Source organism: Rahnella sp. BCC 1045 (genome assembly GCF_019049615.1).
GTDB lineage: Bacteria > Pseudomonadota > Gammaproteobacteria > Enterobacterales > Enterobacteriaceae > Rahnella > Rahnella contaminans.
Genome location: NZ_JAFMOZ010000142.1, coordinates 81,284 through 107,347, shown reverse-complemented (window position 1 = coordinate 107,347; position 26,064 = coordinate 81,284). Strand labels below are relative to the sequence as shown.

Here is a 26,064-nt window from a genome sequence, read left to right as displayed (position 1 = left end):
CCCTCTCCCTACGTTTCTGATACAACGCCTGTATCAGACGGGTTGATAAACAGAGCCATCGATTCAAGGTGCCCGGTGTGCGGGAACATATCCAGCATACGAACCTGAGCTAAGCGATAACCCGCCTCCAACAAAATTTTACTGTCCCGGGCCAAAGTCGTGGGATTGCAGGACACGTACACCACGCGCCTCGGGGCAAGCTTAATAATCTGCGTCATTACGCCAGCAGCGCCGCCCCGGGCCGGATCCAGCAGGACTTTCGTGAAGCCTTGCGCCGCCCAGGGTTGCTTACTGACATCGTCTTCCAGATTTTCGTGAAAGAACGACACATTATCTAGTCCATTATTCCGGGCATTATCTTGCCCATTCGCCACCAGTGTAGCAACACCTTCGACGCCGACAACCTGCTTAGCTCTTTTTGCCAGCGGCAGGGTGAAATTTCCCATCCCGCAGAACAAATCCAGCACGCGATCTTCAGGTGTCAGTTCCAGCCACTGCAAGGCCTGTGCCACCATTTGCTGGTTAACCGCATCATTGACCTGAATAAAATCACGCGGACCAAATTTCAGATTCAAACCCTCAATCTGGTAATAAGGCGTCTCGCCGCATAAACGCTCCAGCGTATCACTGTCGGGCGCCAGGAAAATCGTCAGCTGATGTAGCGCGGCAAATGCTGTCAGACGCGCACGATCGGTTTCACTGAGCGGATCAAGATGACGCAGCACCAGCAGCGGACCATTATCCGCCAGCACCAGTTCCAGATGCCCGAGGCGTTTCGCCGCCGTCAGCGAGGAGAGGCATTTCTGCACCGGCACCAACAGTTGCTCCAGTTCAGGGCGCAGCACCGGGCATTTTGTGATGGCAACCAGATCGTTCGACCCTTCCTGACGAAATCCCATCACCAGCGGACCGTTCACGGTTCCGGCTTTACGTCCCGGTTTAACGCCGGCGATTTGTAATCCCAGACGCGCGCGACGGCGGTAGCCGTATTGCGGACCGGCAATCACCGGCTGTTCCTGCGCCTGCACGCCAGTTTCGCGGGAGATCAGGCGCAACAATGACGCCGCTTTACTGCGCTGTTGCAGCGCCTCGCTGGCGTGCTGCTGCTGACAGCCTCCGCACGTCGAATAATGCGGGCACTGCGGTTTTACGCGCTCGGCACTGGTATTCAGCAAACGTTTCAGACGCCCTTTGGCGTACTTGCTTTTATCTTCTGTTAAAGTGACTTCCGCCTGTTCGTCAGGCAGTAAACCACTGACAAATACCGCTTTGCCGTTGTGACGCGCAACACCCTGCCCGAAAGCATCAAGGTCGGTGGCGGTCACAGTTATCGTTTGCCGGGTCGTCACGCGGCGGTTCGGAGAGTAGAATTGAGCCATTATTGTCGATTGCACGCTGGTTTATTAAGCTTACTTTAGGTAATTCTCCCACATTGGAACCTCATGACCAAATATAGCCTTCGCGCACGGATGATGATCCTGATTCTGGCACCGACGTTAATGATCGGTTTGCTGCTCAGCACTTTCTTTGTGGTGCACCGCTACAACGAGTTGCAGAACCAGCTGACAGACGCCGGAGCTAGCATTATCGAACCTCTGGCGGTCGCGAGCGAATACGGCATGACGTTCCGCGAACGCGAACCGGTGAAGCGCCTGATCAGCCGCCTGCACCGCAATCACTCAGATATTGTCCGCAGCATCAGCGTTTTCGACGGCGACAACAAACTGTTCGCTACCTCCAACTCGCTGCGCGAAGGCAGCCCGTTACAGGTGAAAAGTGTCGACGATATTCCGCGCAGCCTGACCAAAGTTCGCGCCGGCGATATGTTAATCCTGCGCACGCCGATTCAGGCCGAAAACCACACGGAAACGGATGATGAAGCGTTCATGTTGTCTCAGGAACATATGCTAGGCTATATCGCCATTGAGCTGGATTTACGTTCCGTGCGCCTTGCGCAATATCAGGAAGCGTTCGTTTCCACCATGCTGCTGTTGCTGTGTCTGGGGATCGCCACCCTGTTTGCTTACCGCCTGATGCGCGACGTCACCGGCCCCATACGCAATATGGTCAATACGGTTGACCGTATCCGCCGCGGCCAGCTCGACAGCCGCGTGGAAGGCAATATGCCGGGCGAGCTGAGCATGCTGAAAAACGGCATCAACTCGATGGCGATGTCGCTGACGGCGTATCACGAAGAAGTGCAGCAGAACATCGATCAGGCCACGTCAGATTTGCGTGAAACGCTGGAGCAGATGGAAATCCAGAACGTCGAGCTGGATCTCGCGAAAAAACGTGCGCAGGAAGCCGCGCGTATTAAATCTGAATTCCTGGCCAATATGTCCCACGAGTTGCGTACGCCGCTGAACGGCGTGATTGGCTTCACCCGTCAGACGCTGAAAACACCGCTCTCGCCAACGCAGGCGGATTACCTGCAAACCATCGAGCGTTCCGCGAATCACCTGCTGACCATCATTAATGACGTCCTGGACTTCTCGAAGCTGGAAGCCGGCAAGCTGGTGCTCGAACATATTCCCTTCGCCCTGCGTGAAATGCTCGATGAAGTGGTGATCCTGCTCGCCCACACCGCGCATGATAAGGGGCTGGAGCTGACGCTGAACGTCCACAACAACGTGCCGGAAAACGTTCTCGGCGATCCGATGCGCATGCAGCAAGTGGTTACTAACCTGCTGGGAAATGCGATTAAATTCACCGAAAGCGGCAACATTGATATCAATGTTGAATTGCGCTCGCAGAATAATTTGCAAGTAGAACTGGAAGTGCAGATCCACGATACCGGCATCGGGATTTCCGAGCGCCAGCAGTCGCAGCTTTTCCAGGCCTTCCGTCAGGCAGATGCCAGCATTTCACGCCGTCACGGCGGCACCGGTCTGGGGCTGGTCATCACTCAGCGTCTGGTCAAAGAAATGGGCGGCGACATCAGCTTCTACAGCCAGATCAACCGCGGTTCGACGTTCTGGTTCCACGTCACGCTGGAACTCAATGAAAACCGCCACGTGACGCCGGTTTCCATGAGCGGCCTTGAAGGCAAACGTCTGGCCTACGTCGAAGCCAATCCGGCGGCGGCGAAAGCCACGATGGAAATCCTGCAAGCCACACCGCTGGATATCACCCACCGCACCACGCTGGCGGCGCTGCCGGATGCGTATTACGACATGATGCTGTGCAGCATTCCGGTCAAACCGGATCAGACGCTCTCCGATTACGACGGCAAACTGAAAAAAGTGCTGAGCATGACGCGCCACCTTCTGCTGGCGTTGCCGAGCCAGTTCCAGGTCGATGCCGAAGAACTGAAACGGCGCGGCGTGCAGGCTTGCCTGATCAAACCGATGTCCAGCATCCGCCTGCTACCTTTGTTGCTTAAAGAACAACAGACCTCGGTCAGGGTGATTAACAACGAAGAAGGCCGGACTTCGCGCCTGCCGCTGACCGCAATGGCGGTGGACGATAATCCGGCGAACCTCAAACTGATTGGCGCGTTGCTCGAAGAACTGGTGGAAACCACCGTGCTGTGCCACAGCGGTGAGGAAGCGATTGAAGTCGCGCGTCATACCGATCTGGATATTATTTTGATGGATATTCAGATGCCGGATATCGACGGTATCCGCGCCAGCGAAATCATTCACCAGATGGCGCGCCACGCGAATACGCCGGTCGTCGCGGTCACCGCGCACTCGCTGAGCGGCGAGCGCGAGCAACTGCTGAAACTCGGCATGGATGATTATCTGGCGAAACCCATCGACGAAAGCATGCTGAAAAATGTGCTGTCGCGTCATCATTCTCATCAGGCGCAGCTGAATTCGCCGTTACAAACCGAAGAAAAACTCGCGCCAATCAGTACGCTCGACTGGCAGCTGGCGCTGAGCCAGTCCGCCAATAAAGTCGCGCTGGCCCAGGATTTACTGCAAATGCTGGTGGAATTCCTGCCGCAGGTGGCCGAACGGGTGGAAGCCATCACGCGTAACGAGCCGGATAACGATATTCTGGCGCTTATCCATAAACTGCACGGCAGTTGCAGCTACAGCGGCGTGCCGCGCCTGAAACAGCTGTGTTTCTACATCGAACAACAACTACGTCAGGGCGTGAGCGTCGATGCGCTGGAGCCGGAATGGTTCGAGCTGCTCGACGAAATCGAAAATGTGAAACAGGCTGCGGTGGCATATTTGCCGAGGTAAAACCGCAAAATAAAACGCCCGATCATGCCGGGCGTTTTGGTTTCTGCAAATCAGCGCATCAGAACCAGGTTTTCACCGCGCCGGTGACATCCCATTGTTCATTAACCAGCAATAACTGACGCCATTTGTCGAACGTCAGGCACGGATGGCAGATATCAAACACCAGCATATCGCCGACTTTCAGATCCGCATTTTCCGGGATCGACATAAACGCATGTTGATCCATCATCGCGTAAACTTTCCAGTCCTCAGGCGCAGGCACCACCGTGGTGTAACCGGCCTGCGTGGCGCTGCGCGGACGGAAATGCCCGGCGGCTTTCGGATAACCGGCGTCATAACCCGCATCGCGCTTGCCTAAAGCGATAATCGCCCTGCCCGGTTCCGGCAAAGACTGCACTGCCGCCCAGACCTGCAACGCGGGTTGTAAACTGCTGTTCATCTCTCGCGCCACCGGATTGCTGGTTTGCATACGTTCCAGCGCCGCCTGATACGCACCAACGTCATGCGTCACGTAGCAACCCGAACGCAAAATGATATCCAGCGTATAACGCTTTTGCGCATCCAGATGCTGATCTTCCCGCGTCAGTTCTTCCGCCACTACGTCAAACCAGGCCGAACCGGCACCGGTTAAAATCACCGTGGGTTCAGCGAATTCCCCGGCCTGCGCCAGCACTTCGGTGCGTGCCAGAACATGACGCAGAAAAGTGCGGATCACCGCTTCGTCGTTGCTGACTCCTTCATAAAGTTCAACGCCCACCAGCGCCAGCGATTGCGGCCAGCGTTTCACGGCGGCGAGTACGTCGGCTTCCTGCTGATCTGTGCGGATCCCGGTGCGGCCACCCACAATCCCGTATTCAAACATGATCCGCAATCTGAGCTGCTGGCCGGCAAAATAGTGCCCGAGCGTTTCCACGTTTTCGGCTGAATCCACAATGCAGGTGAAATCAAAATCAGGATCTTCGCGCAGCAGTCCGGCGATCATCGCCATATTGCCTTTACCGACCAGCTGATTCGCCATAATCACTTTGCGGACGCCGTGCTGAAATGCCACGTTCACCTGCGGCGCGGTTGCCAGCGTGATGCCCCACGCGCCGTATTGCATTTGCAGCTGATACAGTTCAGGGCTCATGGTCGTTTTGCCGTGCGGTGCCAGTTTCAGCCGGTAGCGCTGGATAAATTCACGCATCCAGGAAAGGTTGTGTTCGATTCTCTCTTCAAGCAGAACGGCGACCGGCAGGCTGACGTCTTCACGGAGAATATTCCAGCCCTGCGCGCGGATATCGCCCGTCAGCGCACCGGCTTTCAGCGTTCCTAATCCTTTGGTTTGAGTTTCTACCGGCTGCTTCGAAAAATCAGTCTCTGACATGCGTGTTTTCTCATTGGCGAATGTCTCTAAAACCTAACGTAAAATCGCCGCAAATAAAATACAAAAACCGGCGCAGGCTGGGCCTGGACACCGGTTTTTTATACTGACCGTTTCAGCTCAGAGTTTTTGCGATAACTTAATGGTGGCGGCAATATTACGTGCCGACTTGCGCAGATTGTCTGCGGCATTTTTCAGAGCATCATCCAGCGTACAAATGCTGTAAAGCACACTGAAAACGGCGTCCAGTCCGTGGCTGTAAACGACATCCACATCTTTGGTCAGGCTGCCTGCGATACCAATGACAGGTTTGTTATAACGCTTGGCGACCCGCGCGACACCAATCGGCACTTTACCGTTGATGCTCTGGCTGTCGATGCGCCCTTCGCCGGTGATAACCAGCGTGGCGTCTTTCACCAGCGCATCAAGACCCAGCGCGTCCGTGACAATTTCAATACCCTGACGAAGTTCAGCATGGCAGAATCCGAACAACGCCGCACCCATTCCGCCTGCCGCGCCGGCACCCGGAACATGCTCAACGTCAATGCCCAGATCCTTTTTGATCACCCGCGCATAATGATGCAGATAGCCATCGAGCTGTTCGATCATTTCCGGCGTCGCGCCTTTTTGCGGCCCGAAGATCGCAGAAGCGCCGTCTTTTCCGGTCAGCGGATTGGTGACATCACAGGCCACTTCAAAGCGGCATTTTTTAATTCTGGGATCCAGTTCGCTGATGTCGATATGGTGCAGTTTCTCCAGCTCGCCACCACCCTGACCAATTTGCTTGCCTTCTTTGGTCAGCAGTTTTGCGCCCAGCGCCTGCATCATGCCTGCCCCGCCGTCATTTGTGGCGCTACCGCCGATGCCAATAATGCAATGTTTAACGCCATGGTCGAGCGCGGAATGGATCAGCTCGCCCGTACCGAAAGAGGTGGTTTTGAGGGGGTTGCGCTGCGCCGCAGGCACACTTTCCAGCCCGCTGGCGGCCGCCATCTCAATGAAAGCGATTTTCTCATCCCCGGAGAGCCCGAAGAAAGCCTCAAGTGGCGTGCCCAGCGGCCCGGTGACGGTCACCTTAACCACGCGGCCTCCGGTCGCCGCCACCATCGCTTCGACGGTGCCTTCACCACCGTCAGCAACCGGCAGTTTGACATACTCCGCCTCGGGGAAAATCTCACGGAAACCACTCTCGATGGCCTTTGCCACATCCAAAGCAGACAAACTTTCTTTGTATGAATCCGGTGCGATCACTATTTTCATAAAGTCATTACCTTCATAAACTGCACGCGCCGAAGTGGAAAAGCGTCCTGTCAGTTTTGCATCCTGCCTGAAGGGAAACGCGGCCTGTTTGACGATTTTAGGCCACGTTGCCACCACAGACTAACGGGTAACTTCAACCTTCGCTAAGGTTTCATAATAGCGTGCAATGGCGCTATGGTCAGATTGCCCGTGACCATCCGCTTTCAGTGCCTGCATCATTTCCATGACCAGCGAGGTCAGAGGCAGTTGCGCGCCGACGCCGTGAGAAGTGTCCAGCGCGTTGGCTAAATCTTTGATATGCAAATCGATACGGAATCCCGGTTTGAAGTTGCGATCCATCACCATCGGCGCTTTTGCTTCCAGAACCGTACTTCCCGCCAGACCGCCGCGAATCGCCTGGAAAACTAAATCAGGATCCACGCCCGCTTTGGTCGCCAGCACCAGCGCTTCGGACATCGCCGCAATGTTCAGCGCCACAATGACCTGATTCGCCAGTTTGGTGACGTTACCTGCGCCGATATCACCGGTATGCACCACGGAACCGGCCATGGATTTCATGATTTCATAGCATTTTTCGAAGACCGTTTTATCTCCGCCGACCATGACGGACATGGTGCCGTCGATGGCTTTCGGTTCGCCGCCGGAAACCGGCGCATCGAGCATCGCGATTTCTTTCGCGGCCAGCGCCTGGCTGATTTCACGGCTGGCCAGCGGCGCGATAGAACTCATGTCGATGAAAATCGTACCCGGACGCGCGCCTTCAATCAGGCCATTTTCGCCCAGCGCCACTTCTTTGACCTGCGGTGAATTCGGTAACATAGTGATGATGACGTCAGAGAGCGCAGCGACCGCTTTCGGTGTTTCCGCGGACGTTGCGCCCAGTTTCACCACTTCGCCGACCGCGTCCTGATTACGATCCATCACGACAACCTCATAACCTGCTTTCAGCAGGTTTTTGCTCATAGGTTTGCCCATGATGCCTAAACCAATAAAGCCAATTTTCATTCGGGTATCCTCTTTATATTGATGTGATGAGACCGGTTCACTGGGTAAAGCGATCGCACAGCGCCTGAGTACCGGCGCGGAAAACGCCTAAATCACTACCGACGGCAACAAAGGTTGCGCCCCAGTCCAGATAGCGACGTGCGTCCGCTTCAACCGGTGCCAGAATGCCGCTGGCCTTGCCGTGTGCTTTTGCACGTTCAAAAATGTGACGGATTGCCGCCTGAACTTCCAGGTGTCCGGCATTACCGAGATGTCCCATGGCCGCTGCCAGATCGCTCGGGCCGACAAAGATGCCGTCGATGCCGTCAACGGCCGCAATCGCATCAAGGTTGTCGACGCCTTGCTGACTTTCGATCTGCACCATAACCGCGATGTTGTCGTTAATGCTGGTGAAATAATCCGGCACGGTGCCGAACATATTGCTGCGATGAGAAACCGAAACGCCGCGGATCCCCGCTGGCGGATAACGGGTAGACGCCACGGCGCGTTCGGCCTGTTCCAGTGTTTCAACAAACGGGATCAGGAAGTTATAGAAACCAATATCCAGCAGGCGTTTGATGACGACCGGATCATTAAATTGCGGGCGCACAACCGGCGCACTGCGGCTGCCTTTCAGCGCCATCAGCTGCGGAACAAACGTCGTGACATCATTCGGCGCGTGTTCGCCATCAAGCAGCAGCCAGTCAAAACCCGCCACACCGAGCACTTCTGTGGAGATCGGATTGCACAGCGCTGACCAGCAGCCAATCAGGGTTTTCCCTTGCAATAAGTCCTGGCGGAACCGGTTTGGAATCATTTGATTACTCATCTCTAACCTCGTTATGGAGCGGGAGCCGGAGTGCCCGGAAAACCCGCCATCGCAATTTACTGTTCTCGAGTTTCAGACGCTTAGGTTCAGCAGCATCGGGCCGGAGCTGAACTCTCATGTTTCACATCACACTATTTATGCAGAATTTTTCGCAGGAAAAAATTCATTTTTGGAATACTGTTTTATTTTTCTATTTTCTATTATTTCCTGCGAAAAAAACTTATATAGAACCCGCGTTTCGTGCATTTATCCTTGCGTTAAATTAACCCACAGGGTGTTCCAAAATGCTTCCTGAGAGCCAATACAGTATAAAAAACAGGGCTCAAAATAACACTGTGCAATCGCACAAGAATGCACGATGTTATTGTGACTATTCTTTTGCATACACACATCAGCGTGGGAGGAGAATCACAGATTGTGAAAACCGGATATCCCTGCAAAACAAAGGGTGATATTCATCACATTTAATCTGTCACCTGCCCCACAGAATAACGCTCTGCGGGCAAAAAGCTGGTCAGTTGCACAATGAGCTTCCGGCATCAGTCCTTTATAATGAACTCCCTCTTCCGTACGGACAGCAAGAGTGTCAGCGTAACGTTCAGAGAATTACCTGAAGCCTTCTTTCAGGATATTTAATAAAGCGGAGACAGTTATGTCACGTAATAAAGATAAAGAACATGCTACCGAAGCGCTTTTTATAAAGGTTCATGAAAGCGATAACGTTGCTATTATTGTTAATGACAATGGTTTAAAAGCCGGCACCCGATTTTCTAACGGTCTGGAATTAATTGAGCATATCCCGCAAGGCCACAAAGTGGCTTTAACCCCTATTGCAAAAGGCGGCGATATAATTCGTTATGGTGAAGTCATTGGTTATGCCGTTCGGGATATCGCGCGAGGCGGCTGGATTGATGAATCCCTGGTAGAGCTGCCCGTTGCGCCGGAACTCAACAGCCTGCCGCTGGCGACACGTGTCCCGCAACCGTTGCCGCCGCTGGAAGGTTATACGTTCGAAGGTTATCGCAATGATGACGGCAGCGTAGGCACGAAGAACCTTCTGGGGATCACCACCAGCGTTCACTGCGTGGCGGGCGTAGTGGATTACGTGGTGAAAATCATCGAGCGTGATTTATTGCCAAAATTCCCCAATGTCGACGGCGTTGTTGCACTCAATCACCTTTACGGTTGTGGCGTGGCAATCAACGCGCCCGCGGCCATTGTGCCGATCCGTACTATCCACAATCTGGCGCTGAACCCGAATTTTGGCGGCGAAGTGATGGTCGTCGGGCTGGGTTGCGAGAAATTGCAGCCGGAACGTTTGCTGGAAGGTACGCCGGACGTGCAGGCGATTTCGCTCGATGACACCCACATCGTGCGTTTGCAGGATGAACAGCACGTCGGCTTCCAGTCGATGGTGGACGATATTCTCACCGTCGCGCAGTTCCATCTTCAGCGCCTGAACAGCCGCCAGCGCGAAACCTGCCCGGCGTCGGATCTGGTCGTCGGCACACAATGTGGCGGCAGTGACGCGTTCTCGGGCGTTACGGCGAACCCGGCAGTCGGCTTTGCATCGGACCTGCTGGTGCGCTGCGGCGCGACCGTGATGTTCTCCGAAGTCACCGAAGTCCGCGACGCCATCCATCTGCTGACACCGCGAGCGGCTGACGTGGATGTCGGGAAACGCCTGCTGGAAGAAATGGCCTGGTACGATAATTACCTGTCGATGGGCCAGACCGATCGCAGCGCCAACCCGTCGCCGGGCAACAAAAAAGGCGGTCTGGCGAACGTGGTCGAAAAAGCGCTCGGCTCGATTGCCAAATCCGGCACCAGTGCTATCTCGGAAGTTCTGTCACCCGGACAGCGTCCGACGAAAAAAGGTTTGATCTACGCCGCCACGCCTGCCAGCGATTTTGTCTGCGGGACGCAGCAACTGGCGTCAGGCATTACCGTGCAGGTGTTCACCACCGGTCGCGGTACGCCTTACGGCCTGCTGGCAGTTCCGGTCATTAAGATGGCGACGCGTACCACGCTGGCAAACCGCTGGCATGACCTGATGGACATCAACGCAGGGACGATCGCAACCGGTGATGCGACTATCGAAGATGTGGGCTGGGAGTTGTTCCGCTTTATTCTGGATATCGCCAGCGGCCGTAAGAAAACCTGGTCAGACACCTGGGGCATCCACAATGCGCTGGCGGTGTTTAACCCGGCGCCGGTGACCTGAGTTTTAGTGTTTCAGGAAAGCAAAAGGCCAGCAAATGCTGGCCTTTTCTGTTTTTGTGCGTCTGGGGCGTCAGGATTTATTTCACCGCAGCACCGGTCTGTTCTGCACCGACCAGACCGACTTTCAGATAACCGGCTTTACGCAAGTTATCCATCACGCTCATCAGCGTTTCGTAATCCACGGTCTTATCCGCACGGAAGAAAATCGTACTCTGCTTGTTGCCCTGCGTGCGCTGGTCGAGCATCGCGGTCAGGTTGTCGCTGTTTACCGGGTTATCACCGAGGAACAGCTGCTTGTCAGATTTCACCGTCAGGAAGATCGGCTTCTCAGGACGCGGCTGCGCTTTTGCCGTCGAGGCCGGTAAGTCTACCCGCACATCGACGGTAGCCAGCGGCGCTGCCACCATGAAGATAATCAGTAACACCAGCATGACGTCGATAAAAGGCGTGACGTTGATGTCATGCATTTCACCGCTTTCGTCGATATCGTCGTTTAACCGAATAGCCATAATCTGTTCTTACCCTACGCGTAACTGACCCGTCTGACCGCGTGGCGCATCGCCTTCGCTGGCAGCCAGGTCCAGATCACGGCCCTGTAACAGGATAATCTGCGCCGCCACATCGCCTACCTGATGGCGGTAAGAGGTAATGGTACGGGCGAAAATGTTGTAGATAACCACGGCCGGGATCGCAGCAATCAGGCCGACAGCCGTTGCCAGCAAGGCTTCAGCGATACCCGGTGCGACGACCGCAAGGTTGGTGGTCTGCGTTTGCGCGATACCAATGAAGCTGTTCATGATGCCCCAGACTGTACCGAACAGGCCGACGAATGGAGAAATTGCCCCGATGGTCGCCAGTATGCCGTTGCCACGCCCCATGTAACGGCCAGCGGCGCTGACGCGGCGCTCAAGGCGGAAACCGGTACGTTCTTTAATACCGTTGTTGTCGGTGGAACCGGCAGACAACTCCAGTTCGTTCTGCGCATCGCGAATCATCTGCGCGCTGATGCTGCTGGCGGCAAAGCTTTCGGCCTGCTCAGCGGCTTCATCCAGCGTACGCACGGAAGACAACGCATCGAATTCGCGACGCATGCGCCGTTTACCGCTGAAGACTTCAGCGCCTTTGCTAAACAGCAGCGCCCAGGTGACGACGGAAGCCAGCAGCAGGCCAATCATCACAGTTTTCACCACCACGTCAGCGTGGTGATACATGCCTAATACAGACAAATCGGTAGGAATGACAGGCGTCGCTTCGGTCGGCGCAGGTTGCATTAACGGAGCAGGGGTCGCATCAGCTGAAGCCGGTGCCGGGGTGTCAGCCGTTGCAGGTTGAGCCGCCGCAGAAGTCACGGCTTGTGCCGCAGGCGTCGCAGGTGCGGCCATCGCGTTGCCGCTTAAGCCAGCAACCAACATTAACGACATCAGTAGTGAAGTCGCCTCTTTCATCTTATTGCGAGCCGTTTTCACGCGTCGCCTCCAGCCAGAATCAGTGTGTAGAAGGAATGAATAACGCCGAATGATATCAAAGAAAAAGCCCTAATTGATAGTCGTTCTCATTATTATTTACATTGTCGCGCCTCGCGGCCCGCGTGTCATTGACAGATGACAAGGTTTATCGGGTTTGCATAAAGGATGAACAATTCCACCTTCATCACATTTCCTGCAAAAATCACATGGTAAATCAATCATCTGACTTTCATTACTAAAGGCAAAACAACGTTTTAAATATTAAGTAACACCTTTTTACATTTGTTATGAGTTTGTGATAACGCTCAAATACCGCACAACACAAAATAGGATAAGGTGCTTGCACAGGCGAAGACCGCACACCGGCACGTCTTGTATCCCTATAATTTAAAAGCTTATTTAGACCTTTTTCATAATGAACAGGCCGGTTCTTCCGTTCGCCCTGATCGACGCTTGCTCTCATTTTCTTTCCCTTACCGAGTACCCTGGAGACAAACTGATGAAAATGCAGAAAGCACTTCTCAGCCTTTGCCTGAGTTCCGCCACCCTGTTATTTCCCCCTGCTCTTGCCGCGCAAACGCTGAAAGCCGCCGATGTGCATCCGCAGGGCTATCCCAATGTGGTCGCCGTTCAGCACATGGGCGAAAAGCTGCAACAACAAACCGACGGACGCCTGGAAATCAAAACGTTCCCCGGCGGTGTGCTCGGCGATGAAAAACAGGAAATCGAGCAGGCACAACTGGGCGCTCTGGATATTATCCGCGTATCCATGACGCCGGTTGCCTCGATTCTCCCTGAAATCAACGTATTCACCCTCCCGTATATTTTCCGCGATGAAGACCACATGCATAAGGTGCTGGACGGCCAGATTGGGAAATCAATCGGCGACAAGATCACCAGCAATCCCAACTCGCGTCTGGTATTTCTCGGCTGGATGGACGGCGGAACACGTAACCTGATCACTAAAGAACCGGTGGTGAAACCGGAAGATTTGCACGGCATGAAAATCCGCGTTCAGGGCAGCCCGATTGCGCTGGCGACGCTGAAAGCCATGGGCGCAAACCCGGTGGCGATGGGCGTCAGTGAGGTGTTCAGCGGGATGCAAACCGGGGTTATCGATGGCACGGAAAATAACCCGCCAACATTTGTCGCGCACAACTACCTGCCGGTGGTGAAAAACTACACCTACAGCCGCCACTTCATCATTCCGGAGCTGTTCCTGTATTCAAAAGTGAAGTGGGACAAGCTGAAACCCGAAGACCAGCAGTTGATCCTCAAACTGGCCAAAGAGGCGCAGGACGAGCAGCGCGAGCTGTGGAAAGCCTATAACGAGAAAGCGCTGGCGACGATGAAAGCGGGCGGCGTGAAATTCCAGGATATCGATCCGGCGACCTACGTGAAAGCCACGCAATCCGTGCGCGATGAATTCGGTAAAGACCATCAGGAACTGATGCAGCAAATCGCTGACGTTCAGTAATTCGTTGAACCGGGCAGCGTCCGCTGCCTCTTTCCCGACACTTCAGCGGAGGAACTTATGGTTTCCGGTTATCACACCCTGATGGACATCTTTTATCGTGGCGCAATGTGGCTGGCCGGGCTGGCTTTATTGCTGATGGTGGCGGTCATTCCCATCGGTATTTTCGCCCGCTACGTCCTGAACAGCGCCCTCTCCTGGCCTGAACCCATCGCGATTATGTGCATGGTGACATTCACCTTTATCGGTGCCGCCGTCAGCTACCGCGCGAGTTCGCACATTGTCGTCGCCATGGTCACCGACCGTCTGCCGCCTGCGATGAAAAAATTCTCTGCCTTGCTGGCTGACCTGATGATGCTGGCGATCAGCGTGTTTATTTTCTGGTACAGCCTGCAATTGTGCAGTGAACTCTGGCAGCAGCCGGTCGCGGAGTTCCCGCTGCTGACTGCCGGACAAACCTATCTGCCGTTGCCGGTAGGTTCTGCGCTGACGCTGTTATTCATCATTGAGCAGATCATTGCCGGACCGCAGCACCAGCGGCCTGTCGTGATGCTGGGCAATTCTGACGCCTGACCGGAGTCTGATATGGATGCATTAATCTTGTTGTTAACGCTGGCGGCGATGCTGGCGATTGGCGTACCGGTCGCCTATGCCGTCGGGCTTAGCGCGCTGGCCGGCGCGTGGTGGATTGATCTGCCGTTTGAAGCGCTGATGATTCAGCTGACTAACGGCGTGAACAAGTTTTCGCTGCTGGCGATCCCGTTCTTTATTCTGGCGGGTGCGATTATGGCCGAAGGCGGCATTGCCCGCAGGCTGGTGAGTTTTGCATATATTTTTGTCGGATTTATCCGCGGCGGTCTGTCGCTGGTGAACATCGTGGCATCGACATTTTTCGGGGCGATTTCCGGCTCTTCGGTGGCGGATACTGCATCAATTGGTTCGGTGATGATCCCGGAGATGGAGAAAAAAGGGTATCCGCGCGATTTCGCCGCTGCCGTCACAGCCAGTGGTTCGGTGCAGGCGATTCTGACACCGCCCAGCCATAACTCGGTGATTTACTCACTGGCCACCGGCGGCACCGTTTCAATTGCCGCGCTGTTTATCGCCGGTATTCTGCCCGGTTTGCTGCTCAGCCTGACGCTGATGGTGATGTGCGTATTGTTCGCGCACAAACGCGGTTATCCGAAAGGTGAACGGGTGCCGTTCCGTCAGGCACTGAAGATTTTTATCGACACACTGTGGGGGCTGATGACGGTGGTCATCATCATGGGCGGTATTCTCAGCGGGATATTTACCGCAACGGAATCCGCAGCCATCGCCTGTTTATGGTCGTTCTTCGTCACTATGTTTATCTACCGCGATTATAAATGGAGCGAACTGCCGAAACTGATGTACCGCACGGTCAAAACCGTCAGCATCGTGATGATTCTGATTGGCTTTGCCGCCAGCTTTGGCGCAGTCATGACCTACATGCAGCTGCCGATGCGCATCACTGAATTCTTCACCTCCATTTCCGACAATAAATACGTGATCCTCATGTGGATCAACATCATGCTTCTGCTGATCGGCACACTCATGGACATGGCACCGATCATTCTGATCCTCACACCTGTCCTGTTGCCCGTGGTCTTATCACTCGGCATTGATCCGGTGCATTTCGGCATGATCATGCTGGTGAATCTGGGGATCGGGCTGATCACTCCGCCGGTCGGTTCGGTGCTCTTTGTCGCCAGTGCAGTGAGTAAACAGAGCATCGAAAAAGTGGTGAAAGCCATGTTGCCGTTCTACTGCGTGCTGTTTGTGGTGCTGATGCTGGTGACGTATATCCCGACCATTTCGCTGTTCCTGCCCAAACTTTTCGGCGTTTATACCGGCTGACGCCAGCCCGCGTTTCTCCCTTGCCCGTCGTGAAGACGGGCTTTTTTTGACCGTGTTGCTGAAATTTTCTCATCCACCCGCCAAAAGCCTGATCCCTGAAATTCATCATGTTAAGTTAATTGCATATCAGCGGATGCCACAGTGTGCCGCGCTACAAACAGGGTGAAATACGGATTATGTCGTCTAAAAAAATTGAAACCGCGCTGGTCAGCGCCGGAAGGGACAAGAAGTTTACGCAAGGCTCAGTGAATGCGGTTATCCAGCGTGCGTCATCACTGGTATTTGAAACCGTGGCCGACAAAAAACACGCCACCGCCAACCGCGCCAACGGCGAGCTGTTTTACGGACGCCGCGGCACCCTGACGCACTTCTCCCTGCAACAGGCGATGGTTGAGCTGGAAGGCGGCGCGGGTTGCGCGCTTTATCCGTGCGGCGCGGCGGCGGTCAGCAATGCGGTGTTGTCGTTTGTGGGCACCGGCGACCATATTCTGGTGGCGGGTTCCGCTTACGAACCCACACAAGATTTCTGCGAAAAAGTGCTGAAAAAACTCGGCGTCTCCACCACCTATTTCCGTGCTGACATTGGCGCGGAGTTAGGTTCGCTGATGCAGCCCAACACCAAAGTCGTTTTCCTCGAATCACCGGGCTCGATCACCATGGAAGTGCCGGATATCCCGGCAATGGTGAAAGCCGTGCGCGCCGTATCTCCGGACGTGGTGATTATGATCGACAACACCTGGGCGGCGGGCATTCTGTTCAAGGCGCTGGAATTTGATATCGATATTTCCATTCAGGCCGGGACCAAATATATCGTCGGCCATTCCGACGCCATGATTGGTACGGCGGTATCCAACGAACGTTGCTGGGAACAGTTGCGCGAGCACTCTTATCTGATGGGGCAAATGGTTGACGCCGACACCGCGTACGTTGCCAGCCGCGGACTGCGGACGATGGGCGTGCGGCTGAAACAGCATGAAGAAAGCAGCATTCGTATCGCGCAATGGCTGGCGGAACGCCCGGAAGTGGAAACCGTAAACCATCCGGCGTTACCGGGCAGCAAAGGCCACGAATTCTGGAAGCGCGATTTCACCGGCAGCTGTGGTTTGTTCTCGTTCATCCTCAAGCAGCGCCTGAGCAAACAGCAGCTTTCCGACTATCTCGATCACTTCGAACATTTCAGCATGGCGTATTCCTGGGGCGGTTTTGAATCGCTGGTTCTGGCCAATCAGCCGGAAGAAATTCAGGCGATCCGTCCGGCAGAAACCGTTGATTTTACCGGTACGCTGGTGCGTCTTCACATCGGGCTGGAAAATAGCGATGACCTGATTGCCGACCTTTCTTCCGCATTTGAAAGAATTGCGGCGGCCTGAGCGGGAGAGATTGCGACATACCGCGCAGATCGGTAAGGTATCTGTCGGATTTTCATTCGCAAAATGAGAATAATCTGTAAGCTCTACCTATAGCTCCGGTGAACTATCGCCGGAGTGTTCTGTCTTTTTACAGCCGCCTCAGATCAACATACGGACAAGGGATCCTTGGTACACTGGCAAGTGACAGTTTTTAATGATTAGCAACAGGACAGACTATGGCAGTTATTTGCGACATTTTTCATGCACTCTGGCGGCATGATTTCAGTATGCTCGCCGACCCGAATCTTCTCTGGGTTATCTACGCTGTACTGTTCACGACGCTGTTTCTTGAAAACGGACTTCTTCCCGCTTCTTTCCTGCCGGGCGACAGCCTTCTGCTGCTGACCGGTGCGCTCATCGCCAAAGGTGTGATGAGCTTCATTCCAACGATGATTATTCTGGTGACCGCCGCCAGTCTCGGCTGCTGGCTGAGCTATATTCAGGGGCGCTGGCTCGGACACACGAAGATGGTCAAAGGCTGGCTGCTACAGCTTCCCGCACATTATCATCAGCGCGCGCACCAGATGTTCACCCGTCACGGGCTGACGGCGCTGCTGGTTGGCCGTTTTCTGGCGTTTGTCCGCACGCTGTTACCGACCATTGCCGGTATTTCCGGCCTGAACAATGCGCGCTTCCAGTTCTTTAACTGGCTGAGCGCGATTTTGTGGGTAGGGGTGGTGATTTCGCTGGGCTTCGCGCTGAGCCACATTCCGGTAGTGAAGCGCCATGAGGATCAGGTCATGGCGGGTCTGATGATTTTACCGGTTCTGCTGCTGGTTATCGGGCTTGCCGGTGGATTGCTGGTGGTGTGGAAAAAACGTAAATGCCGTTTCTGAGCACGCATATCACGCTTTAAAGGCCACATCCGCCAGTGCTAAAACGCCCGAACTGCCTTCGCGCAGGCGGGCCATTTCATCGCTCGGCGTCACCCCAAAATAGCGCTTAAACTCGCGGCTGAACTGCGATGCGCTTTCATATCCCACCTGCAACGCCGCCACGCTGGCTTTCACGCCGTCATAAATCATCAGCATTCGCGCTTTGTGCAGCCGGTAGGTTTTCAGATACTGCAAAGGCGACGTGCTCGTTACCGCTTTGAAGTTGTGGTGAAATGCCGAAATACTCATGTTCACCTCGCTCGCCAGCGCTTCCACACTGAGGTTATCCGCATATTGCGCTTCGATGCGACGCAGGGATTTGGCAATCTGGCTAAAGTGCGTGTGGCGGTTAACCAGCGCCTGAAGTGCGCCGCCGTTTTCACTGGTCAGGATAAAGAACAGGATTTCGCGGATGATCTTCGGCCCCAGCACGCGGGCGTGAAGCGGTTTATCCAGAACGCTCAGCAGGCGTTCGGTCGCGCATAAAATATCATCGTCCAGAACGCCTGAATTGATACCGGTTGAAGAATCTTTCTGACGTGCCACGGTTTCATCCCCCATGTCCATCAGCAAATCCTGCAACATCAGCGTATCAATGCTGATCTGGATCCCGGCCATCGGTTCTTCGGGGCTGCTGAACGTTTCACATTCGAACGGCAGGGGAACGGTCAGCATCAGATAATTATGCGGATCGTAGGAGAAGGTTTTCTTGCCCAGATAACCGACTTTACGGCCCTGAAAGAGGATCACTACGCCAGGATTGTACAAAACCGGCTGGCGCGGATGGTAACGTGTGGTGTGCATTAGCGTAACCTGTGGCACCGCCGACGGACTGAGGTTTTTATTCCCGCTAAGATGCGCCACTCGCGCCGCCAGACGGGCGCACAAGCTGTCCACATTTTCCATTATTCCTGCTCCGGATAGACGATAAACTGGCATCGATTTTGCCACAGGCTTTTCATTTTCTACAGAGACTTGCAGGATCAGGCAAGACTCTGGCAGAAATGTGCATCTTCCTTGCGGCGATTTTCTCTTACAGTTAATCCCTCTTTCCGCAGTCGCATCTTCCTGCACAAATGCAGTGAACTGCTAGTCTGTATGAACGTACCTTTCATACGCTGTTCGTGACTAACGTTTTGTCACCGGCCCGATTTCTCAATAACTCCCTAATTTTCAAAAATTCAATGTCAGGAGAGAATTATGTCTGCACCTACCGCTGCCGAAAATACGTTTAACGCCTGGGCCGCTGCCGGTCCGAATCAGCCTCTTGAAGCTTTCCAATTCGACGCCGGCCCAATCGGTGACGAAGAAATTGAAGTCGCCATTGATTACTGCGGCGTCTGCCACTCCGATCTCTCAATGCTCAATAACGACTGGGGCATCACACAATATCCGTTCGTGCCGGGCCATGAAGTGGTCGGTAAAATTGTCAAAATCGGCGACCATGCGCGCAACAAAGGGCTTAAAGTTGGCCAGATTGTGGGCGTGGGCTGGAACCGTGGCAGCTGTATGCACTGCCACCCTTGTATGTCCGGCGATCAGCATCTTTGCCACGATGTTGAAGCCACGATTATCGGTCATCACGGCGGCTTCGCGGATCGCATACGCAGTCACTGGGCGTGGGCGATCCCGCTTCCGGAAGGCGTAGACGTTACCAGCGCGGGCCCGCTGTTCTGCGGCGGCATCACTGTGTTTAACCCGCTGTTGCAGTTTGGCGTTCTGCCAACGCACCGCGTGGGCGTCGTCGGTATCGGCGGTTTAGGCCACATGGCGCTGCGCTTCCTGAATGCGTGGGGCTGCGAAGTCACGGCGTTTACCTCGTCTCTGGCAAAACGTGATGAAGCTCTGTCACTCGGCGCACACCGCGTGGTCGCCACCCGCGACAGCGATGAACTGAAGAAAATCGCCGGTGAACTGGATTTCATCATGGTGACGGCCAACGCCTCACTGGACTGGGATGCCTTTATCGGCACGCTGGCACCGAAAGGCCGGTTGCACTTTGTGGGCGTCGTACCGGAAGCCGTTCCTTTGCATGTGATGGCGCTTATCAGCAAACAGGCTGAGGTTTCTGGTTCACCGACCGGTTCACCTTCGCGTCTGGCCGACATGCTGGCGTTCTGTGCCCGTCACGAAATCACCCCGCAGGTTGAGCACTTCCCGCTGAGCAAAATTAACGATGCGGTTGAACATCTGCACGAAGGAAAAGCGCGTTACCGCGTCGTTCTGGATATGAACGCGTAACAAGCGTTCGCAATAAAATAAGTAGCCTGCTCAGCAAGATGACGTTTCGTTAACTAGACTTAACGTCAGGCTGAAGCCTTCACTACTCTGTGCCCGTGCTTTGCGGCGGGCACTCTGCCCTGAAAGGAGAACCTCATGGCAACGCAACCCATCATTAAACTTCACGATGGCAACCTGATGCCTCAGTTAGGACTTGGCGTATGGAAAGCCAGTAATCAGGAAGCCACCAGCGCGGTGAAAACGGCCATTGAAACCGGCTATCGTCATATCGATACGGCCGCTATCTACAAAAATGAGGAAGGCGTCGGCGAAGCGATTGCCGCCAATCTCGTTCCCCGCGAAGAGCTGTTTATTACCACCAAACTGTGGAATGACGATCAGTTAAACGCCCCACAGGCGCTGGAAACCAGCCTTAAAAAGCTGAGAACTGATTACGTCGATTTGTATCTGATCCACTGGCCGCAGCCAGCGCAGGGCCATTATGTCGATGCGTGGAAAGCGCTGCTGAAACTGAAAGAACAAGGGCTGGCGAAAAGCGTCGGCGTCTGTAATTTCCCGCTGGAGCATTTGCAGAAACTGAAAGATGAAACCGGTATTTTCCCGGTGGTGAACCAGATTGAGCTGCACCCGCTGATGCAACAGCGTCAGCTGCACGCCTGGAACGCCACGCACACTATCGCCACCGAATCCTGGAGCCCGCTGGCACAGGGCGGCGAAGGTGTGTTTGATCAGCCTCTGATTCAGAAACTGGCTGAGAAATACAACAAAACGCCGGCGCAGATTGTCATCCGCTGGCATCTGGACAACGGGCTGATTGTTATCCCGAAATCCGTGACGCCAAAACGTATCCGCGAAAACTTCGACGTATTTGATTTCAAGCTGGAGAAAGAAGAACTGGCGGAAGTCACCAAGCTGGATAAAGAACAGCGTCTGGGGCCGGATCCGGCGAAAGACCTGTAATTTCCCCGCAGCAGTAAACAAAAAACCCGCCACTGGCGGGTTTTCTTTTGATGCGTAGGCGCTCTGCCATTACATCGACGGCTGAACCAGCATGTTGCCTGCGGAACCGCGATCGGCCAGTTCCAGCGTTCCGCTGCGGTAGGTGAACGGGAAATGGTCATACGAAGGCTGATTGAAAAACACCAGCAATTCCACGTCGCCATCAACCCAGACGGTGTCTTTGAATCCGGCATCTTCCACCAGCGGTGCCGCACCGTTCACGCTTTTCACCAGGAAAGACACGCCTTCGACATGGAAGGTCTGCGGCATATCCGCATGCACGGTCCAGCGTTCCCACGTCCCTTGCTGTGCGGTCAGGTCGAGGCGGTTGATGTCCCACATCGCGCCGTTAATACCCGGCTGGCTGTCGCCAAGACGCAGGTCGCGGCTGCGAACCACATTGCCGGTCATGATTTGATCGGCCAGTAAACGCATCGGCAGATTGTCGGTGACCAGCGGTAAAAGGCCGGTAGGTTTGAGCGTCAGGACGATGGTAGAAACCAGAATGCTCGAGGGCTCAAACAGACCACGCAGTCTGTCCATAACACCCGCCGCATCGCCCGCAGTAATCGAGACTTCTTCGCCCTGCGACATATCCACCAGCACTTCGCGGCGCTCACCCGGCCCAAGCGACAGACGTTTCACCGTCAGCGGCGCAGGCAGAAAACCGAGATCGGAAGCCACAACGTGGAACGCACGGTTGTCGGTCATGCTCAGTTCATAACGGCGCGCATTCGACGCATTTAGCAAACGCAAACGTACCCACCCGCGGGACACTTCGACATACGGGCTTTGTACGCCGTTGACCAGCATGGTATCGCCAAAGAATCCACCGGAAGCCGGAGTATCATATTGTGGCACGCCAAAACCATCCAGCCGTTTGTCCTGAATGATCAGCGGGAAATCATCAACGCCGTAATGGTTGGGCAACGGCAGATTTTTACTGACTTCATCCTCAACAATCCACATCCCCGCCAGCCCGTTATAGACGTGCGGCGCCATGCGGTTGGGCGTATTCGCGTGATACCAGCAGGTGGCGGCTGCCTGACGAATGGGCAATACCGGCGACCAGTCAACGCCAGGCTGCATCATGCGCGCCGCGCCGCCGGTCAGCGTTCCCGGCTCCATCAATCCGCTGATGGTCATCGAAACAGGCTCAGCCAGGCGGTTGCTGTAGATAAGTTTTACGTCATCACCGTTATGCACTTTGACCGTCGGGCCAAGATACATGCCATTGATGCCCCACACCGGCGCTTTAGCGCCACCCAGGAATGACCAGTGGGCCGCCTGTAACGTCAGAAACAGCGGTTGCCCGCGGCGGGATTCCAGCAGCGGGGGAACGGGTAATGCCGGTTGCGAACCACTCGCTTCTGCTTTAAATGGCAGAGCACCTGCGGCAAGAGCCACGCCGGAGGCTTGCAGGAACGAGCGACGACTGAGTGACATATCTTCTCCATGAAAACAAAATCAAGAGCTGTGTTAATAACCATCGCCATCAATGGCAACAGAATTTCTGCTCTGACGCCGCCGGGCCGCAGGGATATTAAAAACCTGCAACCCGTCGTCATCAGGGCGTAAATAAAAAACGCTATTATTTTTTTGCTGCGGCTTCACGCTGTGCGACTTCGGCGTCCAGCTCGGCGATTTTATCCGCCATGATCTGACGGCAGTGTTCGGACAGTTCGCGCAGACGATCTTTGGTGTAACCGGTGGTATCGATAGGTGGCAGCATTTCCACAATTACCAGTCCGTTAGACCAGCGGTTGAGCTTCACCTTGTTGCTGGTGTTCGACACGCAAATCGGCACGATCGGCACACCGGCGGCGATAGCGGCGTGGAATGCCCCTGTTTTAAACGGCATCAGGCCACGACCCCGGCTGCGGGTACCTTCCGGGAACATCCAGATCGACAGATTTTTTTTCTTAATCTGGGTCACCACCTGAGAAATGGTGCCGTGCGCTTTGGCGCGGTTATCACGGTCAATCAGCAGGTTGCCTGTCAGCCAGTAAAGCTGACCAAAGAACGGGATCCAGGCCAGGCTTTTCTTGCCCACAGTCACCGTTCTTGGCATGACAACGGCTGAGGCCGTCACCATGTCGTAATTATTCTGATGGTTGGCAATGTAAATACAGTTGCCGTTATTCACTGCTTCTGCAGGAATACGTTTTTCAACGCGAAGGCCAAATACCGGTGCCAGGCGGCCAAACAGCTTACCGAAAGTCGACACATGTTTCGGGTTACGCGGGCTGAAAAGACAATAAATACAACCAAAAACAGAGACCAGAATCGAGTAAACCACCACGATAATCAGACGCAAAATAAATAACATAACATCCTCTTAAAACTACAGCCGAAGCCGGTAAGAAACCTGTGCAGTTTCGCTCCCTGTGAGGTGAACTATTCTCAAGCCTCCTTCAGCAGGGCACAACGGTTTTATTGATACAAATGTAAAATCTTTGCACTGCACAACAGTCTCAGGCCACTGCATTCCCTTAAAAAGAGTTCAGGGCACAAATGTGCCCTGACTGGATAAGGTCAACAGCCGTTCTATTCTTCGCTGTCACCGCCGGAAGCACGGACAGGCGCGTCGACTTCAACGCGATCAACCCGTTGCAGGCCGCGTGGCAGAAGTGTTCCTTTGCGGCCACGTTCTGCACGGAATTTCTGTAACTCTTCCGGACGGATCACCAGTTTGCGTTTACCAACGTGCAGCGTGATGGACGTTTGCGGTGGCAGAACCAGCAGCCAAGCCAGTTTGTCTTCACCACTCGCCGCCTGCGCCGAAGGAATGGAAACAATTTTGTTACCTTTACCTTTCGACAATTGCGGCAAATCAGCCACCGGGAACAGCAGCATACGGCCTGCGGCGGTGAGCGACAGCAGCATGTCATCGTTACCGTTGATTTCAATTGGCGCGAACGCTTTGGCGTTATCCGGCAAAGTAATCATGGCCTTGCCGGCACGGTTACGCGCCACTAAATCACTGAAGGTACAGACGAAACCGTAACCGGCATCGGAGGCCATCAGCAGTTTCTGATCGTCGGACGCCATCAGAACGTGTTCGATAGTCGCACCCGGCGGTGGCGTGAGTTTACCGGTCAGCGGCTCGCCCTGCCCGCGTGCCGAAGGCAGCGTAGTAGGGTCAAGCGCGTAACTGCGTCCGGTGGAATCCATAAACACCACCGGCTGATTGCTCTTACCTTTCGCTGCGGCGCGGAAGCTGTCACCCGCTTTGTAGCTCAGGCCGGACGCGTCAATATCGTGGCCTTTAGCGCTGCGCACCCAGCCAGATTCGGAAAGTACAATGGTCACCGGCTCAGACGGCACAAAGTCGTGCTCGCTCATGGCTTTCGCTTCTTCACGCTCGGTGATTGGCGAACGACGTTCGTCACCAAAGGCTTCGGCATCGGCCTGAATTTCTTTGCGGATCAGCGTGCTAAGTTTGCGTTCTGACGCCAGAAGCGCCTGAAGCTGATCGCGCTCTTTCGCCAGTTCATCCTGCTCGCCGCGAATTTTGGTTTCTTCGAGTTTTGCCAAATGGCGTAATTTCAACTCAAGAATAGCTTCTGCCTGAGTATCCGACAGCTCGAAACGCTGCATCAGCACCGGTTTCGGCTCGTCTTCAGTACGGATGATGTGAATAACTTCATCGATATTGAGGAACGCCGTCAGCAAACCTTCGAGGATATGCAGACGTTTCAGCACTTTATCGAGACGGTAATTCAGACGACGGCGTACGGTGTCGCGACGATAAACCAGCCATTCGGTCAGAATTTCCAGCAGACCTTTCACCTGCGGACGGTGATCAAGGCCGATCATATTCATGTTGATTCGGTAGCTGCGTTCCAGATCGGTGGTCGCAAAAAGGTGATTCATCACCTGATCCAGGTCGATACGGTTAGAACGCGGAACCACCACCAGACGGGTCGGGTTCTCGTGATCGGATTCGTCACGCAGATCTTCGACCATCGGCAGCTTTTTGGCGCGCATCTGGTTAGCGATTTGCTCCAGCACTTTCGCGCCCGAAACCTGATGCGGTAACGCGGTGATCACCGCGCTGCCGTCTTCTTTGTGCCAGACCGCGCGCATGCGCACCGAGCCTTTGCCCGATTCGTACATTTTGCGGATTTCATTGCGTGGCGTAATGATTTCGGCTTCGGTCGGGAAATCGGGTCCCTGAACGAATTCCAGCAAATCTTCCAGCGAACTGTTCGGTTTTTCCAGCAGCGCAACCGCAGCAGCAGCGATTTCACGGATGTTATGCGGCGGAATATCCGTCGCCATCCCGACCGCAATGCCGGTGGTGCCATTGAGCAGGATATTCGGCAGACGCGCAGGCAGCATTTTCGGCTCCTGCATGGTGCCGTCAAAGTTCGGCACGTAATCGACCGTTGCCTGCCCTAACTCGCGTAACAGAACGTCGGCGTATTTCGACAGCCGCGATTCGGTATAACGCATCGCCGCGAAGGATTTCGGATCATCCGGCGCGCCCCAGTTCCCTTGCCCGTCAACCAGCGGATAACGGTAAGAGAATGGCTGCGCCATCAGCACCATGGCTTCGTAGCAGGCACTGTCGCCGTGAGGATGGTATTTACCCAGCACGTCACCGACGGTACGTGCAGATTTTTTGAATTTGGCGTTATTGCTCAGGCCCAGCTCGGACATCGCATAAATAATACGGCGCTGTACCGGCTTCAGCCCGTCGCCGATAAACGGCAGCGCGCGGTCCATGATGACGTACATGGAATAGTTGAGATAGGCGTTCTCGGTAAACGTGTGCAGTGCTAAACGCTCTGTTCCGTCATGAGTCATTTCGCTCATTGATGTTTAATCCTCAGACCCGTGGCGTTATCGTTTTGGAAATTTAGGA

20 protein-coding genes are annotated in these 26,064 nt (G+C 54.6%); 9 read left to right on the top strand and 11 right to left on the bottom strand.

Features of this window, described 5'->3' with window-relative positions:
- Window positions 1-8: 8 nt before the first annotated feature.
- Window positions 9-1,379 (bottom strand): 23S rRNA (uracil(1939)-C(5))-methyltransferase RlmD, encoded by a 1,371-nt coding sequence (gene rlmD, locus J1782_RS22780; RefSeq protein WP_165061509.1) that lies wholly within the window; start codon window positions 1,377-1,379, stop codon window positions 9-11.
- Between the two features lie 63 nt (window positions 1,380-1,442).
- On the opposite strand from rlmD, the gene barA reads away from it, so the two are divergent.
- Window positions 1,443-4,193, top strand: a complete 2,751-nt coding sequence (gene barA / locus J1782_RS22775) for a two-component sensor histidine kinase BarA (protein WP_217153950.1) — start codon at window positions 1,443-1,445, stop codon at window positions 4,191-4,193.
- Window positions 4,194-4,251: 58 nt separating this feature from the next.
- Here the strand turns inward: barA and J1782_RS22770 are convergent, their stop codons facing one another.
- From J1782_RS22770 to garL, 4 genes are all read right to left on the bottom strand, one after another.
- Window positions 4,252-5,559 carry an amino acid deaminase gene (locus tag J1782_RS22770; RefSeq protein WP_217153949.1) on the bottom strand — a complete coding sequence of 436 codons (1,308 nt, stop codon included), beginning with the start codon at window positions 5,557-5,559 and terminating at the stop codon, window positions 4,252-4,254.
- Between the two features lie 117 nt (window positions 5,560-5,676).
- Window positions 5,677-6,816, bottom strand: coding sequence for a glycerate kinase (locus J1782_RS22765; protein ID WP_152324030.1), 1,140 nt, complete (start codon window positions 6,814-6,816; stop codon window positions 5,677-5,679).
- Window positions 6,817-6,936: 120 nt separating this feature from the next.
- Window positions 6,937-7,875, bottom strand: coding sequence for a 2-hydroxy-3-oxopropionate reductase (gene garR, locus J1782_RS22760; RefSeq protein WP_259231107.1), 939 nt, complete (start codon window positions 7,873-7,875; stop codon window positions 6,937-6,939).
- Window positions 7,859-8,629, bottom strand: coding sequence for a 2-dehydro-3-deoxyglucarate aldolase (gene garL / locus J1782_RS22755; protein ID WP_217153947.1), 771 nt, complete (start codon window positions 8,627-8,629; stop codon window positions 7,859-7,861). The genes garR and garL overlap by 17 nt, the downstream gene beginning before the upstream one ends.
- Window positions 8,630-9,281: 652 nt before the next feature.
- Between garL and garD the strand changes: the two genes are divergently transcribed.
- The gene (gene garD, locus J1782_RS22750) at window positions 9,282-10,853 is read left to right on the top strand and encodes a galactarate dehydratase (protein WP_152324033.1); all 1,572 of its coding nucleotides are present in this window, start codon (window positions 9,282-9,284) and stop codon (window positions 10,851-10,853) included.
- A 76-nt stretch (window positions 10,854-10,929) separates the two neighbouring features.
- On the opposite strand, the gene exbD is transcribed toward garD, so the two are convergent.
- Entirely contained in the window at window positions 10,930-11,361 is a 432-nt protein-coding gene (gene exbD, locus J1782_RS22745; RefSeq protein ID WP_152324034.1) for a TonB system transport protein ExbD, read from the bottom strand.
- Window positions 11,362-11,370: 9 nt separating this feature from the next.
- The gene (gene exbB, locus J1782_RS22740; RefSeq protein ID WP_206739003.1) at window positions 11,371-12,297 is read right to left on the bottom strand and encodes a tol-pal system-associated acyl-CoA thioesterase; all 927 of its coding nucleotides are present in this window, start codon (window positions 12,295-12,297) and stop codon (window positions 11,371-11,373) included.
- A 520-nt stretch (window positions 12,298-12,817) separates the two neighbouring features.
- Here exbB and J1782_RS22735 point away from each other — a divergent pair.
- The 5 genes from J1782_RS22735 (at window position 12,818) to J1782_RS22715 (ending at window position 17,915) form a co-directional block, all read left to right on the top strand.
- Entirely contained in the window at window positions 12,818-13,795 is a 978-nt protein-coding gene (locus J1782_RS22735) for a TRAP transporter substrate-binding protein (RefSeq protein WP_165061501.1), read from the top strand.
- Between the two features lie 57 nt (window positions 13,796-13,852).
- On the top strand, window positions 13,853-14,365 hold the full coding sequence (locus J1782_RS22730; protein ID WP_217153946.1) for a TRAP transporter small permease: 513 nt from the start codon (window positions 13,853-13,855) through the stop codon (window positions 14,363-14,365).
- Between the two features lie 12 nt (window positions 14,366-14,377).
- Window positions 14,378-15,670 (top strand): TRAP transporter large permease, encoded by a 1,293-nt coding sequence (locus J1782_RS22725; RefSeq protein WP_208952049.1) that lies wholly within the window; start codon window positions 14,378-14,380, stop codon window positions 15,668-15,670.
- Window positions 15,671-15,846: 176 nt separating this feature from the next.
- Window positions 15,847-17,040, top strand: a complete 1,194-nt coding sequence (gene metC / locus J1782_RS22720; protein WP_217153945.1) for a cystathionine beta-lyase — start codon at window positions 15,847-15,849, stop codon at window positions 17,038-17,040.
- Between the two features lie 215 nt (window positions 17,041-17,255).
- A complete protein-coding gene (locus J1782_RS22715; RefSeq protein ID WP_101078434.1) occupies window positions 17,256-17,915 on the top strand; it encodes a DedA family protein in 660 nt (219 codons plus the stop codon).
- A gap of 9 nt (window positions 17,916-17,924) precedes the next feature.
- Here J1782_RS22715 and J1782_RS22710 read toward each other — a convergent pair whose 3' ends face one another.
- On the bottom strand, window positions 17,925-18,860 hold the full coding sequence (locus tag J1782_RS22710; protein ID WP_152324040.1) for an AraC family transcriptional regulator: 936 nt from the start codon (window positions 18,858-18,860) through the stop codon (window positions 17,925-17,927).
- 294 nt (window positions 18,861-19,154) lie between these two features.
- On the opposite strand from J1782_RS22710, the gene J1782_RS22705 reads away from it, so the two are divergent.
- Entirely contained in the window at window positions 19,155-20,195 is a 1,041-nt protein-coding gene (locus J1782_RS22705; RefSeq protein WP_152324041.1) for an NAD(P)-dependent alcohol dehydrogenase, read from the top strand.
- A 135-nt stretch (window positions 20,196-20,330) separates the two neighbouring features.
- On the top strand, window positions 20,331-21,155 hold the full coding sequence (gene dkgA, locus J1782_RS22700) for a 2,5-didehydrogluconate reductase DkgA (protein WP_152324042.1): 825 nt from the start codon (window positions 20,331-20,333) through the stop codon (window positions 21,153-21,155).
- Window positions 21,156-21,224: 69 nt separating this feature from the next.
- Here dkgA and ftsP read toward each other — a convergent pair whose 3' ends face one another.
- The 3 genes from ftsP to parC form a co-directional block, all read right to left on the bottom strand.
- The gene (gene ftsP / locus J1782_RS22695) at window positions 21,225-22,640 is read right to left on the bottom strand and encodes a cell division protein FtsP (protein WP_152324043.1); all 1,416 of its coding nucleotides are present in this window, start codon (window positions 22,638-22,640) and stop codon (window positions 21,225-21,227) included.
- Between the two features lie 145 nt (window positions 22,641-22,785).
- Window positions 22,786-23,523: a 1-acylglycerol-3-phosphate O-acyltransferase gene (locus J1782_RS22690; RefSeq protein WP_165061495.1), complete on the bottom strand. Its 738-nt coding sequence runs from the start codon at window positions 23,521-23,523 to the stop codon at window positions 22,786-22,788.
- Between the two features lie 218 nt (window positions 23,524-23,741).
- Window positions 23,742-26,015, bottom strand: a complete 2,274-nt coding sequence (parC, locus tag J1782_RS22685) for a DNA topoisomerase IV subunit A (protein ID WP_217153944.1) — start codon at window positions 26,013-26,015, stop codon at window positions 23,742-23,744.
- Window positions 26,016-26,064: the final 49 nt, after the last annotated feature.

What these genes read in the sequence shown, in the direction of transcription:
- rlmD (WP_165061509.1), bottom strand. Translation starts at nt 1,379, where the DNA reads ATGGCTCAATTCTACTCTCCGAACCGCCGCGTGACGACCCGGCAAACG.
- barA (WP_217153950.1), top strand. Translation starts at nt 1,443, where the DNA reads ATGACCAAATATAGCCTTCGCGCACGGATGATGATCCTGATTCTGGCA.
- J1782_RS22770 (WP_217153949.1), bottom strand. Translation starts at nt 5,559, where the DNA reads ATGTCAGAGACTGATTTTTCGAAGCAGCCGGTAGAAACTCAAACCAAA.
- J1782_RS22765 (WP_152324030.1), bottom strand. Translation starts at nt 6,816, where the DNA reads ATGAAAATAGTGATCGCACCGGATTCATACAAAGAAAGTTTGTCTGCT.
- garL (WP_217153947.1), bottom strand. Translation starts at nt 8,629, where the DNA reads ATGAGTAATCAAATGATTCCAAACCGGTTCCGCCAGGACTTATTGCAA.
- garD (WP_152324033.1), top strand. Translation starts at nt 9,282, where the DNA reads ATGTCACGTAATAAAGATAAAGAACATGCTACCGAAGCGCTTTTTATA.
- exbD (WP_152324034.1), bottom strand. Translation starts at nt 11,361, where the DNA reads ATGGCTATTCGGTTAAACGACGATATCGACGAAAGCGGTGAAATGCAT.
- exbB (WP_206739003.1), bottom strand. Translation starts at nt 12,297, where the DNA reads ATGAAAGAGGCGACTTCACTACTGATGTCGTTAATGTTGGTTGCTGGC.
- J1782_RS22735 (WP_165061501.1), top strand. Translation starts at nt 12,818, where the DNA reads ATGAAAATGCAGAAAGCACTTCTCAGCCTTTGCCTGAGTTCCGCCACC.
- J1782_RS22730 (WP_217153946.1), top strand. Translation starts at nt 13,853, where the DNA reads ATGGTTTCCGGTTATCACACCCTGATGGACATCTTTTATCGTGGCGCA.
- J1782_RS22725 (WP_208952049.1), top strand. Translation starts at nt 14,378, where the DNA reads ATGGATGCATTAATCTTGTTGTTAACGCTGGCGGCGATGCTGGCGATT.
- metC (WP_217153945.1), top strand. Translation starts at nt 15,847, where the DNA reads ATGTCGTCTAAAAAAATTGAAACCGCGCTGGTCAGCGCCGGAAGGGAC.
- J1782_RS22715 (WP_101078434.1), top strand. Translation starts at nt 17,256, where the DNA reads ATGGCAGTTATTTGCGACATTTTTCATGCACTCTGGCGGCATGATTTC.
- J1782_RS22710 (WP_152324040.1), bottom strand. Translation starts at nt 18,860, where the DNA reads ATGGAAAATGTGGACAGCTTGTGCGCCCGTCTGGCGGCGCGAGTGGCG.
- J1782_RS22705 (WP_152324041.1), top strand. Translation starts at nt 19,155, where the DNA reads ATGTCTGCACCTACCGCTGCCGAAAATACGTTTAACGCCTGGGCCGCT.
- dkgA (WP_152324042.1), top strand. Translation starts at nt 20,331, where the DNA reads ATGGCAACGCAACCCATCATTAAACTTCACGATGGCAACCTGATGCCT.
- ftsP (WP_152324043.1), bottom strand. Translation starts at nt 22,640, where the DNA reads ATGTCACTCAGTCGTCGCTCGTTCCTGCAAGCCTCCGGCGTGGCTCTT.
- J1782_RS22690 (WP_165061495.1), bottom strand. Translation starts at nt 23,523, where the DNA reads ATGTTATTTATTTTGCGTCTGATTATCGTGGTGGTTTACTCGATTCTG.
- parC (WP_217153944.1), bottom strand. Translation starts at nt 26,015, where the DNA reads ATGAGCGAAATGACTCATGACGGAACAGAGCGTTTAGCACTGCACACG.